Source organism: Vibrio makurazakiensis (assembly GCF_050337375.1).
Classification (GTDB): domain Bacteria; phylum Pseudomonadota; class Gammaproteobacteria; order Enterobacterales; family Vibrionaceae; genus Vibrio; species Vibrio makurazakiensis.
This window is the reverse complement of sequence record NZ_JAKJSW010000098.1, coordinates 1-15657: the sequence shown is the minus strand read 5'-3', so window position 1 is coordinate 15657 and position 15657 is coordinate 1. Positions and strand designations below refer to the sequence as shown.

The window sequence follows — 15657 nt, the reverse complement described above, 5'->3', positions numbered from 1 at the left end:
GGTTTGAAGCAATAGAACGAACCAAAAAATTGGTTGCTCTGATGCAAACAGAAACAAGTCAGATTGGAAAAGATTTACACAAGTTCCGACACGGCAATAAATCAGTGCAACAATATAAAAAGTTTTTATAGAAGAGGGTTACTATGCGCGGTTCTTTACAAGCATATAAAAAGGTATCAGTGGATAGTCAGCTAAGCGCTGCGTCACCCCATAAAATCGTACAAATGCTTATGGCTGGTGCAATTGAAAGACTAATCCAAGGTAAAGCTGCGATGCAAGCTGGCAATATCCCTGTGAAAGGCGAAAGGCTTGGTAAAGCTCTTGATATTATTATTAGCTTACGTAGTTGTCTTTCGATGGACGATGGCGGGGATATCGCAAAAAATCTGGATCAACTTTATGAATTCATGATCACGCAAATCTCTGCAGCTAACCATCAGAACGATCCTCAGCCAATCGACGATGTTATCGATATTATCCGAGAAATTAAGGGTGCATGGGATCAAATTCCAAACGAATTCCATAACCTAACTGCTGCAGAAGTCGGCATTTAGAGAATTTTAAAGTTACAACCAAGCTCACACCTACTAATTGCTTGGTTGCCTTATTTTTTTATTCAAATAAAATAGAAGCCATTAGATAGCCTAATGGCTTTTTTTGTGGCTAATTTCCAAGATTCTTGATTGTTTGCTTTAAGTTATCGATACTTAGAGTGAGGCTATTCTGGTTTTTCCCCGCATCGCACAATAATTAAGGCAATAATTCCTAGTTATGCAAGGTTTGGCAAAATTGCTAGTAGTGGACGACGATTCTCAAAACCGTCGCAACTTAAGCACAATATTAGAATTTGTTGGCGAGAGCTGTGAAGTGATCAGCTCCGAACAAGCCAAAGAGATCGATTGGTCTCATGTTTGGGCTGGGTGCATTATTGGAACTATTAAAGGTAGTGGCTTTTCTGCTTTGCTTAACCAGCACTTGGTTAATGCGAACCATATCCCTCTGCTTATCGTTGGCAAAAATAATTATCCGGTCGAAGATCTTCCCAATTATGTTGGTGAATTAGAGCTGCCTCTAAATTACCCTCAGCTAAGTGATGCATTAAGACACTGCAAAGATTTCCTTGGACGCAAAGGCGTTCAACTGGTTTCTTCATCTCGTAAAAATACACTTTTTCGCAGCCTAGTAGGCCAAAGCATTGGTGTTCAAGAAGTTCGTCATCTCATTGAGCAGGTATCGACGACCGAAGCGAATGTTTTGATTCTTGGCGAGTCAGGTACTGGCAAAGAAGTCGTTGCTCGTAATATTCATTACCACTCAAATCGTAGAACTGGGCCATTTGTCCCTATCAACTGTGGTGCTATCCCACCAGACTTGTTGGAAAGTGAGTTGTTTGGTCACGAGAAGGGTGCGTTTACGGGGGCAATTACCGCTCGTAAAGGTCGTTTTGAATTGGCAGAAGGTGGCACTCTTTTCTTAGACGAAATTGGCGATATGCCGATGTCGATGCAAGTGAAGTTGCTGCGTGTACTTCAAGAGCGTTGTTTTGAACGTGTTGGCGGCAACGCAACCATCAAAGCTGATGTTCGTGTAATCGCTGCAACGCATCGTAATTTGGAAGATATGATTGAAGGTGAGTCTTTCCGTGAAGACTTATATTACCGATTAAATGTATTCCCTATTGAGATGCCAGCGCTAAAAGATCGCAAAGAAGATATTCCATTGCTTTTGCAAGAGTTAATGACTCGAATGGAAGCCGAAGGTAGCTTGCCTATTTGCTTTACGCCGCGCGCGATCAATTCTTTGATGGAACATGATTGGGCAGGTAACGTTCGTGAGCTCGCGAACTTGGTTGAGCGAATGGTTATCCTGTACCCAAATAGTTTGGTGGATGTGAATCATTTGCCTACGAAATATCGTTATAGTGATATTCCAGAATTCCAACCAGAAAATACTTCGTTTAGCTCGGTCGAAGATCAAGAGAAAGACGCATTAGCTGATATCTTCTCGGAAAACTTCAACTTTGATGATGCTGATGAACTTGCTGACCATGCGAATGCTCCTCAAGAGTTACCACCTGAAGGTGTTAATTTGAAGGAGTTGCTTGCTGATTTAGAAGTTAACATGATCAATCAAGCTCTAGAGGCGCAAGCTGGTGTTGTAGCTCGTGCTGCGGACATGCTAGGTATGAGAAGAACGACACTTGTAGAAAAAATGCGTAAGTATAATTTACAGCGTTAGATATAAACTGGCATCTATACGGTTTTTGGTGGTAAACAACGAGTCAATATCTTGTCGCCACCTTAACTCTGTGATAAATATAAGAAATAGCCTGGCATGTGTTTTGCGTGTCAGGCTATTCTAGTATTTGAGGCAATATTCCGACATGCAATCACCGAACGAATTAGAAAATCAATCTCACTTAGACTCTGTAGAGCAGCAAGTCGAGCGCTATAAGCAAGTGCTGGATGTAATGCCTGCCGGCGTTATTTTATTAGATACTCAAGGTGAAGTAAGAGAGGCTAACCCTGAAGCGCACCGAATTTTAGGTGTCGAATTGGTAGGTGAGAAGTGGTTTTCTGTTATTCAGAGTGCATTTGACCCTAAAGACGATGATGGTCATGAAATATCGCTGAAGAATGGACGGAAAGTGAGATTAGCAATCTCAGCTTCAACAACGGGCCAACTTATATTAATCACAGACCTTACTGAAACACGTTTACTCCAATCGAGAGTCAGCGATCTTCAACGCCTTTCGTCGCTGGGTAGAATGGTTGCGTCCCTTGCTCATCAGGTTCGAACTCCCTTATCAAGTGCTATGCTTTACGCTTCTAACTTAGCGGCTCCCAATCTCGCCCCTGCAACTAAAGACCGTTTTCAGACGAAGTTGATGGATAGGCTTCACGATTTAGAGAAACAAGTTAATGATATGTTGTTATTTGCAAAGGGTGGAGACAATAAAGTCGTAAAACCTTTTACTATTGAAGAGTTGATTGGTGAATTTCATCCGATGATTGAAACTGCGCTCAAAAATAATCACATTGATTACTTTCAAGAAGTTGAACACGAACAGACACAAATGTTAGGTAATGCGAATGCTATCGCTTCAGCATTGAGCAACCTTGTATTAAATGCGATTCAAATTGCTGGCAAGGAATCACAGATTGATGTGTTTTTTAGACCGGTGAATGACGAACTAAGAATATCTGTGCAAGATAGTGGGCCGGGTGTTCCAAAAGAATTACAAACTAAAATTATGGAACCATTCTTTACCACCCGTTCACAAGGCACTGGCCTTGGTTTAGCTGTGGTTCAAATGGTATGTCGCGCCCACGACGGCAGACTCGAATTAATATCTGAAGAGGGGGATGGTGCATGCTTTACCATGTGCTTGCCTCTTGAGAAGCAAATATAATGGACGTTTTCGTCATTATTAGGATCAATACTGGAGAATCATATGGCTCAAAGTAAAGTGCTAATTGTAGAAGACGATGAAGGCTTACGTGAAGCGCTCGTCGATACACTTGCTCTAGCTGGCTACGAATGGTTAGAAGCAGATTGCGCAGAAGATGCTCTAGTTAAGCTAAAATCAAATCAAGTTGATATTGTCGTTTCTGATGTCCAAATGGCGGGAATGGGCGGGTTAGCTCTTCTTCGTAACATTAAGCAACACTGGCCTAATTTGCCAGTGCTACTTATGACAGCGTACGCGAATATTGAAGATGCGGTAGCGGCCATGAAAGAAGGCGCTATTGATTACATGGCTAAGCCATTTGCACCTGAAGTTCTTTTGAACATGGTGAGTCGATACGCCCCTGTTAAATCTGATGATAACGGCGACGCTGTCGTTGCAGATGAAAAAAGCCTTAAGCTCTTATCACTGGCCGATAAAGTTGCCAAAACCGATGCTAATGTCATGGTGCTGGGCCCTAGTGGCTCGGGTAAAGAAGTGATGTCACGTTATATCCATAATGCATCCAATCGAAAAGACGGTCCATTTGTCGCTATTAACTGTGCTGCAATCCCTGACAACATGTTAGAAGCTACCTTGTTTGGATACGAGAAGGGAGCATTTACAGGTGCGATTCAAGCCTGCCCTGGAAAATTTGAGCAGGCTCAAGGCGGTACTATCTTACTCGATGAAATTAGTGAGATGGATTTAAACCTTCAAGCAAAACTCCTGCGTGTACTGCAAGAACGCGAAGTGGAACGTTTGGGTAGCCGTAAAAGCATCAAACTTGATGTTCGTGTACTAGCAACGAGTAACCGAGATTTAAAACTTTACGTTTCTGAAGGCAACTTCAGAGAAGATTTGTATTATCGACTAAATGTATTCCCAATTGCTTGGCCTGCGCTGTGTGATCGTAAAGGGGATATTGAGCCTCTAACAAGACACCTTGTTGAGCGGAACTGTACTAAACTTGGTATGCCAGTTCCTGATATTTCTGACGATGCGATAGAGAAGCTTATTCACTATCCATGGCCGGGAAATGTAAGGGAGCTTGATAATGTTGTTCAGCGAGCTCTGATTCTGAGTGAACAATCTAATATTACAGGCGAACATATTCTGCTTGAAGGTGTTGATTGGCAAGATGCCACTAGTTTGCAGCAGGTTGTAGAGCGTGGAGATGTTGCAACACCTTCGATTAAGCCCATTGCTGAAGTGGATAACTCGGTTAAATCACCAGTAAGCAGTGAAGGTTTAGGCAACGAGCTTCGAGATCAAGAGTACGCCATTATTCTTGAGACGTTAATTGCTTGTCAGGGACGCCGTAAAGAAATGGCAGAAAAGCTCGGTATTAGCCCTCGTACATTACGCTATAAACTAGCAAAAATGCGCGATGCTGGAATCGATATTCCAAATTAACTGGCAATATTTCGTGTATAGTGCGCATCACTGACGTAATACGATAAAATTATCATCAGTGACTGGCACATAAATTGCTCCGTCAATAAATAAGCATAAGCAATGGTCATATTTTTGACCTTTGAGGTAGAGATGAGAATAGAAGGTTTACAGGGTGAGATGCAGGCTATGATGGTTGAAGCATCTAACGCACGCCCTGCAGCAACAGGACAAGCTGTTGGAGCTGACTTTGGCAACATGCTGACTAAAGCTATCAATAATGTGAATTCGTTGCAGAAAGCTTCTGGAGATCTTCAGACTCGCTTTGACCGTGGTGATGAAGGTGTATCACTGTCTGACGTCATGATCGCACGAAATAAATCAAGTGTCGCTTTTGAGGCGACCATCCAGATTAGAAATAAGCTGGTTGAGTCGTACAAAGAGCTGATGAACATGCCAGTATAAGTTAGGTAGTAGATAGTGGCTGATGATAACCAATCAACAGATTTAGCAGTAGCAAATGGCGATCAATCATTGGTCGCTAGCTCTGATCTAGATAGTGATAGTCAAAACCCGGATCTAGAAGAAAAAAGTTCTTCTAAGTTCGACATGGCAGTAGGCGACCTAGACCTGCTGAGACAAGTTGTACTTGTTTTGTCGATCTCCATCTGTGTTGCTCTTATTGTAATGCTTTTCTTTTGGGTGAAAGAGCCTGAAATGCGCCCAATTGGAGCCTATGAAACAGAAGAGCTTATTCCCGTCCTAGATTACCTTGATCAACAGAAGATTGATTACAATTTAGATGGTAATACCATTTCAGTTCCAGCAAGTGAGTACAACAGTATTAAGCTTGATATGGTACGAGCTGGTGTTAACCAAGAAAAAAACTCAGGCGATGACATCCTCATGCAAGACATGGGTTTTGGTGTATCTCAACGCTTAGAGCAAGAGCGTCTGAAATTAAGCAGAGAAAGACAGTTAGCTAAAGCCATCGAACAAATGAAACAGGTTCGTAAGGCTCAAGTTTTACTCGCCCTTCCAAAGCGTAGTGTTTTCGTTCGCCATAACCAAGAGGCATCCGCTTCTGTATTCTTGACACTGAAAACTGGCGCTAATCTTAAACAGCAAGAAATAGATTCTGTTGTTGATATGGTGGCAAGCGCTGTTCCAGACATGAAAACATCGCGCATTACCGTTACGGATCAGCATGGCCGTTTGCTGAGTTCTGGCTCTCAAGATCCTGTGTCATCAGCTCGTCGTAAAGAACATGAATTGGAGCGCAACCAAGAACAAGCCCTACGTGAAAAAATCGWTTCAGTCTTGATCCCAATCCTTGGTTTCGGCAACTACACCGCTCAAGTCGACATTCAACTCGATTTTAGTGCAGTGGAGCAAACTCGTAAGCGATTCGATCCGAGTACGCCTGCAACTCGTAGTGAATACACTTTAGAAGATTACAACAACGGTAACGTGGTTGCTGGTGTTCCAGGAGCGTTAAGTAATCAGCCTCCTGCCGATGCTTCCATCCCTCAAGACGTCGCTCAAATGAAAGATGGCTCAATGATGGGGCAAGGTTCGGTTCATAAAGAAGCCACGCGTAATTTTGAATTAGACACAACCATCAGCCACGAACGTAAACAAAGTGGTGTGGTGGATCGTCAAACCGTATCCGTTGCAATTAAAGATCGTCAATCGGTCAACCCTGAAACCGGTGACGTGGTTCATACGCCATTGAGTGAAAGCGAGATTAATGCGATTAGACAAGTTCTGATTGGCACTATTGGTTTTAGTGACCAAAGAGGTGACTTGCTCAACGTATTAAGTGTTCAGTTTGCTCCTCAAGTTACCGATATTGTGGCTGACGTGCCGATTTGGGAACACCCGAACTTTAATGATTGGGTTCGTTGGTTCGCGAGTGCGTTAGTTATTGTCGTTGTTGTATTGGTTCTAGTTAGACCTGCAATGAAGAAACTGCTTAACCCAGCAGCTGATGACGATGACGACCAAATGTACGGTCCTGATGGCATGCCAATTGGCGCTGATGGTGAAACCAGCCTAATTGGTGGTGATATTGAAGGTGGTGAGCTGTTTGAGTTTGGCTCAAGCATTGACTTACCAAACCTTCATAAAGACGAAGACGTATTGAAAGCTGTAAGAGCACTGGTTGCGAATGAACCAGAACTCGCTGCACAAGTTGTGAAGAATTGGATGGCTGAAGATGGCTAATGATTTAGTAGAACAGAATGAAGGTGGTGAAGTAGCTGACCCCAATAATGTCGATATATCGACGATTACGGGTGATGAGCGTGCTGCCATTCTTTTGCTTAGCTTAAATGAAGAAGATGCCGCCGGTATTATCCGACACCTAGAGCCTAAGCAGGTTCAGCGTGTAGGTAGTGCAATGGCAAGAGCAAGCGACCTTTCACAAGAAAAGGTTGGTGCAGTTCACCGTGCGTTCCTCGATGATATTCAGAAGTACACGAATATTGGTATGGGCAGTGAAGACTTTATGCGTAACGCACTGGTTGCCGCTCTTGGTGAAGACAAAGCTAATAACCTGGTTGACCAAATACTATTAGGTACCGGTTCGAAAGGCCTAGATTCATTGAAATGGATGGACCCTAGACAGGTTGCCAGCATCATTATCAACGAGCACCCGCAGATCCAAACTATCGTACTGTCTTATTTGGAATCTGATCAATCCGCTGAGATTTTGTCACAATTCCCTGAGCGTGTTCGTTTAGACTTGATGATGCGTATCGCTAACCTTGAAGAAGTTCAACCTTCTGCACTAGCAGAGCTGAATGAAATCATGGAGAAACAGTTTGCCGGTCAAGCTGGTGCACAAGCTGCGAAAATTGGTGGCCTGAAAGCTGCTGCTGAAATCATGAACTACATGGACAACAGCGTCGAAGGTCTGCTTATGGATCAAATCCGTGACCAAGATGAAGATATGGCAACTCAAATCCAAGACCTTATGTTTGTATTTGAAAACCTCATTGAAGTTGATGATCAAGGCGTACAAAAACTTCTGCGTGACGTCCCTCAAGATGTTCTTCAGAAAGCACTTAAAGGTGCTGATGACGGGTTGCGTGAGAAGATCTTCAAGAACATGTCTAAACGTGCTGCCGATATGATGCGTGATGATATAGAAGCCATGCCACCGGTTAAAGTTTCTGATGTGGAAGCTGCCCAGAAAGAGATTCTGGGAATCGCGAGGAAAATGGCAGACAGTGGAGAGATTATGCTGTCTGGCGGTGCCGACGAGTTCCTATAAGCAAGAAATCGTTAAGCCCCAATTGTTGGGGCTTTTTACTTTTTACCTTTATTCATAATAACCTTTTGGCTATTCACTTTTGATAGGTACCAATATGTCTAGTGAGAGAAAACGCGGCTTCCTAAGACCTGACGAAGATCAAACCGTTGCCCAACCACAGAAGTGGGGACTCCCTGACTACAGCTCTCAAGTTAACAAAGACGCAAAAGAGACTGCGTTTAATTACGACCCAGGTTGGATGCCAACAGTCGATGAAGCGATTGAAGATGAAGAACTTGTCTTAACCGAAGAACAGATTGAGCAGATTAAACAGGGCGCTTATCAAGAAGGTTTGCACCAAGGACAAGAAGCGGGCTTTAAGCAAGGTTATGATAAGGGTAAAGAAGAGGGTTTGGCTGCAGGTCATGCTGAGGGCTCTGAAGCAGGCAAGCTCGAAGGTATAACAGCAGGTCAAGAATATATCCAACAGCAAGTAGCCGTTTTTATGGGACTAGCTAACCAATTTGCACAGCCGCTAGAGCTAATGAACGCTCAAGTTGAAAAGCAGTTGGTTGATATGGTTCTGACTCTGGTTAAAGAAGTTGTACATATTGAGGTGCAAACCAACCCTCAAATTATTTTAGATACGGTCAAGGAATCAGTAGAGTCTTTGCCTATTGCTGGCCACGCTATCACGCTTAAATTGAACCCAGAAGATACAGAAATCATCCGTTCTGCTTACGGTGAAAGTGAGTTGGATTGTCGTAATTGGACATTGGTTCCTGAGCCTGCGTTGAATCGTGGTGATGTTCAAATTGAGGCTGGAGAGTCTAGCGTGAGCTACCAAATGGAAGAGCGTGTAAGGAATGTTATTCAAAACTTTTGTGGCGCGAACCGTCACCAAGGAAGCCACTGATGCTGGCTCTTGCTGAACGTTTAGACCAATACAAAGTTCAAGGGCTAAAATCACGTCCTATCGCTTCAGGAAAGTTGGTACGTGTTGTTGGCTTAACCCTTGAGGCTACAGGCTGTAAAGCACCTATTGGTAGCTTGTGCTTGGTTGAGACAATGTCGGGTACGATGGAAGCCGAGGTTGTTGGGTTTTCGGGGGATAACTTGTTCCTGATGCCAAGCGAGCAGATCACCGGTATTTTGCCCGGCGCTAAAGTAACGCCGATGACAGGCGAAAGTGGCATTCCTGTTGGCATGGAGTTACTTGGTCGAGTTATTGATGGGGTGGGTAACCCTATTGATKGACTTGGCGCTCTATATACAAATCAACGAGCTTCATTTAACGCAGACCCAATCAACCCATTAGCGCGCAAGCCAATCTCAGAACCGCTAGATGTAGGTCTTAAAGCGATAAACGGTTTGCTCACAGTTGGTAAAGGCCAGCGTATAGGCTTATTTGCCGGCTCTGGTGTTGGTAAATCAGTTACCCTTGGCATGATGACCCGAGGTACGACAGCACAGGTTGTTGTTGTTGGCCTGATTGGTGAGCGTGGACGAGAAGTAAAAGAGTTTATTGAAGAAATCCTAGGTGAAGACGGGCGCAAACGTTCGGTCGTAGTAGCAGCTCCTGCAGATTCTTCGCCATTAATGCGTTTAAAAGGTTGCCAAACGGCATTGACCGTCGCCGAATACTTTCGAGATCAAGGTCTTGATGTGCTGCTTCTTATGGACTCATTAACACGCTTCGCCCAAGCGCAGCGTGAAATTGCATTATCAGTAGGGGAACCACCGGCAACCAAAGGTTACCCGCCTTCTGTATTTGCCAAGCTACCAGCGTTGGTGGAAAGAGCTGGTAATGGTAGTGATGAGCAAGGCTCGATCACGGCATTTTTTACTGTTCTGACAGAAGGTGATGATCTGCAAGACCCTATTGCTGATGCGTCGCGAGCGATCCTAGATGGCCACATTGTATTATCACGAGAAATGGCTGATGCCGGACATTACCCTGCGATTGATGTAGAAAAATCAGTAAGCCGTGTGATGCCACAAATCACAACTGAAGAACATGTATTGATGTCGAAAGCGGTAAGGCAAGTGCTCTCTATTTGCCGTAAGAACCAGGACTTGGTTTCAATAGGTGCCTACAAACCGGGTACCGACCCTGCTATTGATAGTGCATTCACGTTGAAACCGAGATTGGATGAATATTTGCAGCAGAAAATGAAAGAAACTGTTCCGTATGACATGTGTGTCAATATGCTTAAACACGTGCTAGGCGGGTGATAGCGTATGGATAACGCACTAGAATTTTTATTAGAACAAGCAAAAGATAAAGAGAATCAAGCGGTAATGGCTTTGAACAAAGCCAATACTGAGCTTCAGGACTACTATCAACAAGTTTCTCAGATAGAAAAATACCGTCTAGATTATTGTCAGCAATTGATCGACAGAGGTAAGCAAGGCTTGACGGCGAGTCAATATAGTCATCTTAATAAGTTCTTAACTCAATTAGATGAAACGTTGTCAAAGCAACGAGAAGCTGAAGGGCATTTCAAAAACCAAGTCGAGAACTGTCAGAGCTATTGGATGGATTTAAGAAAGCAGAGAAAGTCTTACGAGTGGTTGATTGAAAAAAAACAAACAGAGCACCAGCGTTTACAAGACAAGAAAGAACAAAAACAAATGGATGAGTTTTCAACGCTTCTTTATAGCCGTCGTCGTAATTGATCTCCATTTTCCTCGTTTACTTTAATGAGGCTCTTAAAACTTCAATACTCATACCTTTCTAAGCTTGTTCTTCCCACTCACTTTGGCTCACTTCTTGCTTCTGTTACTGGTTAAATAGTGAATTCTTGGGTCGCTTGCTCATATCAGAGCGAGGGGCCAGTAAATAGATTTATTTCGTTCTTTCCTAAAGCCATTAACATAGAGCTTATAGATATGAATATTAGCCTTCCAGCRGCATCGTCAAGTAAGCAACCTACTTCTATACCTGAAGGGGGAAGTGCCGACTTAAAGTCAGAAGAAAGCGGTGAATCAAAAGGTTTCTTACAGACTTTAAAAGATGTTTTTTCTTCATCAGACAGCGAATCAGTAGAAAACGTTGATACTAAGTCAGTAGATAAAGAAGGCACGGATGCTGTGTCAAAAGGGGCTGACGACGCTGGCTCTTCTACGGTAGCTGATGAGGAAAGTTCAGAGGCTACTGAAAGTAAGAGCGTCGAAAGTGCAAGTACAGATGCCAGTACCGATGAACTTTTGGCTAAAGATTCTAACGGTTCTGAAAAGAGCTCTTCTAATCTAGGTGAAGAAGGGGAAAGTGAGTCAGAAACCAAACCTTCTTCGAGCACCGAAAATCAGCCTAGTGGCAAAGCAGAGTCGGCTTCGCAAGCCACGGTCGCGATGAGTGAAGGTAATAAATTACTGGGTCAGCTTGATGAGGCTAATAAAACGTTACAGCCAACGAACGGCAAAACCTTGCCTCAAGCAGAAGAGCAACAGGTTCTAGCTGTTGATGCTGTTAAAGCACAGCAAAGTGGGAGTCTTCAGCCTCAAACGACTACTCCGCTGGACGCAAGCGGAGAGCAAGCGGATTTGCAGTCAGCTTCCAACCAAATAAAAAGTAGTGGCGACGCCGGTGAAGATCACCCAATAGATAGATTTATTGAAAAGAACACTGGTGAACAGCCCCTTAACGCTCAATCTCAATCTCAAGCTCAAACTCAAGGTGCTGGCTTAGCGCAGGCTTCACCTAATGAAGGGGAGGCATTACAAGTCGCTGGTGGTGTTAAGGCTGCGAATGAATTACAGGCTAACGAATCTGAAATGTCTCAGAGACTTTCTGCTGCTGGGGTTGTGTCTAATCAAGAAAACTTAAAACCATTGGCGGTAGATCCGTTGGTGGCAGAATCGTTAACTACAGAGCAATTAGTCACGGCAGTACAGACGATTCAAGGGCAGATTGTAGAAACAGAAAATATTGCAAATGAATTGCTGACAAAAAGCGCTAATGGACAGAGCTTAACTCAACAGGAACAAGAGTTACTCGTTATTGCTAATCGTGAATTAGATAGCCTCAATAGCCAGTTAGAAATACTTGTTGCATCTGAAACGAGCGCAACCCAAGAGTTTCCTGCTGAAAGCGCTATCGCTTGGGGAGCAGCGCAGGCCATTGCAGATCCTAAAATGGCGGTAGAGGCTAAAGCCAGCGAAAATAGCGTAGCAAGTAAAGCCGCTCAAACCGGTGTTGCGGCCTCGGTACAGCAAGCACTATCGCAAAATTCTGCATCCACAGCTTCCATGAATAACCAAGCGGTACATTCAATGGCGGATAAGGGCAGTGCGACTTCTTTCAACAACGCGGCAATTGATCCGTCGCTTGTTGCAGCTCAAAGCGTTCAAGCTTCCGCTGTCACTATGGCAAAAGCGGGGAGTGGTGATGCAATGACGAAAGGTGGTGTCGCGGGAGCTGCACTACTTGCAGGTACTCAATCGAAAAAAGAAGACAGTAAAGAAAGCACTTTAGCTCAGCAAATAGCTTCAGCTTCTGGCCAGCAAGGTATGCCTAATACTGCTCCCACAAGAGCTGAGATTCAAGCACAGCAACAAGCTCCATTACAGCTCACTAAAGAGTTAGCTAATGAGCAAGTTGCGGAAAAAGTTCAAATGATGATGTCTAAGAACTTAAAAAACTTAGATATTAGGCTCGACCCACCGGAATTAGGTCGTATGCAAATTCGCATGTCGACAAATAATGATGTAACCAACGTCCACTTTACAGTGAGTAGTCCACAAGCTCGCGAAGTCATTGAACAAACTTTACCTCGCCTTAGAGAGATGTTAGCGCAGCAAGGCATACAGCTTGCTGATTCATCGGTTCAACAACAGGCATCAGGACAACAACGTGATGGTTACGCGAACGGTACAGGGAATGGTGGTCAAAGTGGAAATAATAGTGCAAATGATGTGCAAGGTGATGAAAACCTTGATGCTGACGTCAATCTTGAATTGAATGTAGAGTCAAAGCGTGATGGAATTAGTTATTATGCCTAGACTTAACAGCGCATAAGTAATTAAAACTAAAAAACTTAGAGAAAAGCATGGCAGACGAACAACAACCCGAAGATGCACCCAAAGGTAAAAGTAAGTTATTGATTATCATCATTGCTGTCGTTGTGTTATTGCTCGGCGGTGGTGGTGCGGCATTTTTCTTAATGGGGTCGGATGATTCCGCTGAAAGTGTAGATGCAGAGGCAGAAGTGGCGGTCGTCGTGAATGACCCGGTTGCCTACGTCAATATCCCTCAGCCTTTCCTATTTAATGTTACTGGCGACAAGAAAGATCGCCTTGTACAAATTAAAGCTCAGTTAATGGTTCGTGGTAGCGAGAATGAAGAACTTGCTCGATACCATTCACCACTAGTCGAAAGTACATTACTAGCGACTTTTGCATCAGCAACGGTTGATCAATTACGTTCTCCAACGGGACGAGTTGAGCTCCGTGACAAGGCGACAGAAGATATTAAGGCAAGCTTGACTCAAGTAGTTGGCAAGCCAGTTATTGAAAAAGTGTTATTCACTGACTTTGTAATCCAATAGGTAACTCGTGACCGACTTATTAAGCCAAGACGAAATCGATGCGCTGTTACATGGTGTTGATGATGTTGAAGAAGTAGATGATGTCTTAGAGGCAGCAGAACCCGAAAACGCGGTTAATTTCGACTTCTCCTCTCAAGACCGTATCGTTCGTGGTCGAATGCCGACGCTCGAACTGATCAATGAGCGTTTTGCACGTCATATGCGTATTAGCTTGTTTAATATGCTGCGTAAAACCGCTGAAGTATCGATCAATGGCGTCCAAATGATGAAGTTTGGTGAGTATCAAAATACGCTATACGTACCGACTAGTTTGAATATGGTGCGTTTTAGGCCGTTAAAAGGTACCGCTCTGATTACCATGGAGGCGAGATTAGTCTTCATTCTTGTAGAGAACTTCTTCGGTGGTGATGGTCGATTCCACGCAAAAATTGAAGGTCGTGAATTTACGCCAACAGAAAGACGTATCATTCAATTACTTCTAAAGATTGTATTCGAAGATTACAAAGAAGCTTGGTCTCCTGTTATGGGGGTTGAGTTTGAATACTTGGACTCGGAAGTGAACCCAAGTATGGCAAATATTGTGAGCCCGACGGAGGTTATCGTTGTGAGCTCTTTCCATATTGAAGTAGACGGCGGTGGTGGCGATTTCCATGTAGTTATGCCTTACTCCATGGTAGAGCCAATCCGTGAGCTACTTGATGCTGGTGTCCAATCAGACAAGATGGAAACCGATGTACGTTGGAGTACCGCTCTACGCGATGAAATTATGGATGTGCCGGTTAACTTTAGGGTTAATTTGCTTGAGCGTGATATTTCGTTACGAGATTTAATGGAGCTGCGCCCTGGTGATGTTATTCCGATAACCATGCCAGAGAACGCCACAATGTTTGTAGAAGAGTTACCGACTTATCGCGTGAAAATGGGTCGCTCTGGCGACAAGCTTGCCGTTCAAGTCTCAGAAAAAATTGAACGTCCACATGTAGTTAAGACCGATCTTGCATTTTTAGGTAAAGATATTATGTCTGACCTAGACAGCGATGCAGAAGAATAATAAAAGTGATTTATAGGATTGAGTATGGAACCAAGTGAAGACCAAAAGCTAGCTGACGAATGGGCAGCAGCACTTGGCGAAGATCCAGCAGCACCTTCTATTGACGTAGATGACGTACTGGCAGCACCTCTTGATGAGCTTCAAGATTCATCGACACCGATTTCTGAAGATGAGCGTCGTAAACTCGACACCATCATGGATATTCCAGTAACCATTTCTATGGAAGTTGGCCGCTCACAGATCAGTATCCGTAACTTGTTGCAACTTAACCAAGGCTCAGTTGTCGAGCTAGACAGGATCGCTGGTGAGTCTTTGGATGTCATGGTTAACGGAACCTTGATTGCGCACGGCGAAGTAGTTGTCGTGAATGATAAGTTTGGTATTCGTTTAACCGACGTTATTAGCCAAACTGAACGCATTAAGAAGCTTCGTTAATGAAAGCAGTAAAGGTTACCTTTGGTTCGTTTTTTGCCTTAGCACTAAGCTCGCCAAAGGCATTTGCGGCTGACGCTGCGACATTAGATTTAGCGACCACATTTGGGTCGCTAATTTTTGTTATAGCGTTCATATTATTTATCGCTTGGCTGTTAAAACGGATGCAAGTACCGAGCTTAGTTAATCAGCAAGGGTTGTCAGTTGTTCGGCAGATCCCTGTTGGAACGAAAGAGAGAATTGCGATTGTCCAAGCGGGAGAAGAACAGTTCCTAGTTGGTATTACAAGCCAGTCTATACAGTTAATCTCAAAGCTTGATAAGCCACTGACAGCTGAAGAATTAGAGAAAAAGTCATTCTCAACTCAATTCACTCAACTATTGAAAAACGATGCGAAAAAATAATCGATTGATCTTATTGTTTGCTCAAATCGCGTTGTTACTATCAGCGCTTTTTGCTCCGATTTCATATGCTCAAGAAGAGCTAGAAACACCAATTCCTGCTACCGCATTAGCTGGGGAAGGAG

General features: G+C 43.7%; 15 protein-coding genes and 1 pseudogene. All 16 read left to right on the top strand.

From position 1 onward, the window contains the following. A partial coding sequence (locus L4C33_RS12450; protein WP_428812750.1) for a flagellar protein FliT occupies positions 1–131 on the top strand: 131 nt, incomplete at its 5' end. 12 nt (positions 132–143) lie between these two features. After that, positions 144–554 carry a flagellar export chaperone FliS gene (gene fliS, locus L4C33_RS12445; RefSeq protein WP_428812749.1) on the top strand — a complete coding sequence of 137 codons (411 nt, stop codon included), beginning with the start codon at positions 144–146 and terminating at the stop codon, positions 552–554. Between the two features lie 217 nt (positions 555–771). After that, on the top strand, positions 772–2238 hold the full coding sequence (locus tag L4C33_RS12440; RefSeq protein ID WP_428812748.1) for a sigma-54 dependent transcriptional regulator: 1467 nt from the start codon (positions 772–774) through the stop codon (positions 2236–2238). A gap of 145 nt (positions 2239–2383) precedes the next feature. Then, complete coding sequence (locus tag L4C33_RS12435) at positions 2384–3412, top strand: sensor histidine kinase (RefSeq protein ID WP_428812747.1); 1029 nt, start codon at positions 2384–2386, stop codon at positions 3410–3412. Between the two features lie 42 nt (positions 3413–3454). Further along, positions 3455–4864 carry a sigma-54-dependent transcriptional regulator gene (locus L4C33_RS12430; protein WP_428812746.1) on the top strand — a complete coding sequence of 470 codons (1410 nt, stop codon included), beginning with the start codon at positions 3455–3457 and terminating at the stop codon, positions 4862–4864. A 132-nt stretch (positions 4865–4996) separates the two neighbouring features. Continuing rightward, positions 4997–5308 carry a flagellar hook-basal body complex protein FliE gene (gene fliE / locus L4C33_RS12425; protein WP_428812745.1) on the top strand — a complete coding sequence of 104 codons (312 nt, stop codon included), beginning with the start codon at positions 4997–4999 and terminating at the stop codon, positions 5306–5308. 15 nt (positions 5309–5323) lie between these two features. Then, entirely contained in the window at positions 5324–7069 is a 1746-nt protein-coding gene (gene fliF, locus L4C33_RS12420; protein ID WP_428812744.1) for a flagellar basal-body MS-ring/collar protein FliF, read from the top strand. Further along, positions 7062–8120, top strand: a complete 1059-nt coding sequence (fliG, locus tag L4C33_RS12415; protein WP_428812743.1) for a flagellar motor switch protein FliG — start codon at positions 7062–7064, stop codon at positions 8118–8120. Before fliF ends, fliG begins: the two co-directional genes overlap by 8 nt. Positions 8121–8214: 94 nt before the next feature. Further along, complete coding sequence (fliH, locus tag L4C33_RS12410) at positions 8215–9015, top strand: flagellar assembly protein FliH (protein ID WP_428812742.1); 801 nt, start codon at positions 8215–8217, stop codon at positions 9013–9015. Further along, positions 9015–10334, top strand: coding sequence for a flagellar protein export ATPase FliI (gene fliI, locus L4C33_RS12405; protein ID WP_428812741.1), 1320 nt, complete (start codon positions 9015–9017; stop codon positions 10332–10334). The genes fliH and fliI overlap by 1 nt, the downstream gene beginning before the upstream one ends. Before the next feature lie 6 nt (positions 10335–10340). Continuing rightward, positions 10341–10778, top strand: coding sequence for a flagellar export protein FliJ (fliJ, locus tag L4C33_RS12400; RefSeq protein ID WP_428812740.1), 438 nt, complete (start codon positions 10341–10343; stop codon positions 10776–10778). 645 nt (positions 10779–11423) lie between these two features. Next, positions 11424–13103, top strand: a pseudogene (locus tag L4C33_RS12395) (flagellar hook-length control protein FliK); the annotation flags it as partial. 47 nt (positions 13104–13150) lie between these two features. After that, positions 13151–13648, top strand: coding sequence for a flagellar basal body-associated protein FliL (gene fliL / locus L4C33_RS12390; protein ID WP_428812739.1), 498 nt, complete (start codon positions 13151–13153; stop codon positions 13646–13648). Between the two features lie 7 nt (positions 13649–13655). Next, positions 13656–14699: a flagellar motor switch protein FliM gene (fliM, locus tag L4C33_RS12385; protein WP_428812738.1), complete on the top strand. Its 1044-nt coding sequence runs from the start codon at positions 13656–13658 to the stop codon at positions 14697–14699. Positions 14700–14723: 24 nt separating this feature from the next. Further along, positions 14724–15134 (top strand): flagellar motor switch protein FliN, encoded by a 411-nt coding sequence (gene fliN / locus L4C33_RS12380; RefSeq protein ID WP_428812737.1) that lies wholly within the window; start codon positions 14724–14726, stop codon positions 15132–15134. Beyond that, positions 15134–15535 carry a flagellar biosynthetic protein FliO gene (gene fliO, locus L4C33_RS12375; RefSeq protein WP_428812736.1) on the top strand — a complete coding sequence of 134 codons (402 nt, stop codon included), beginning with the start codon at positions 15134–15136 and terminating at the stop codon, positions 15533–15535. The genes fliN and fliO overlap by 1 nt, the downstream gene beginning before the upstream one ends. The last annotated feature ends 122 nt before the right edge of the window (positions 15536–15657 follow it).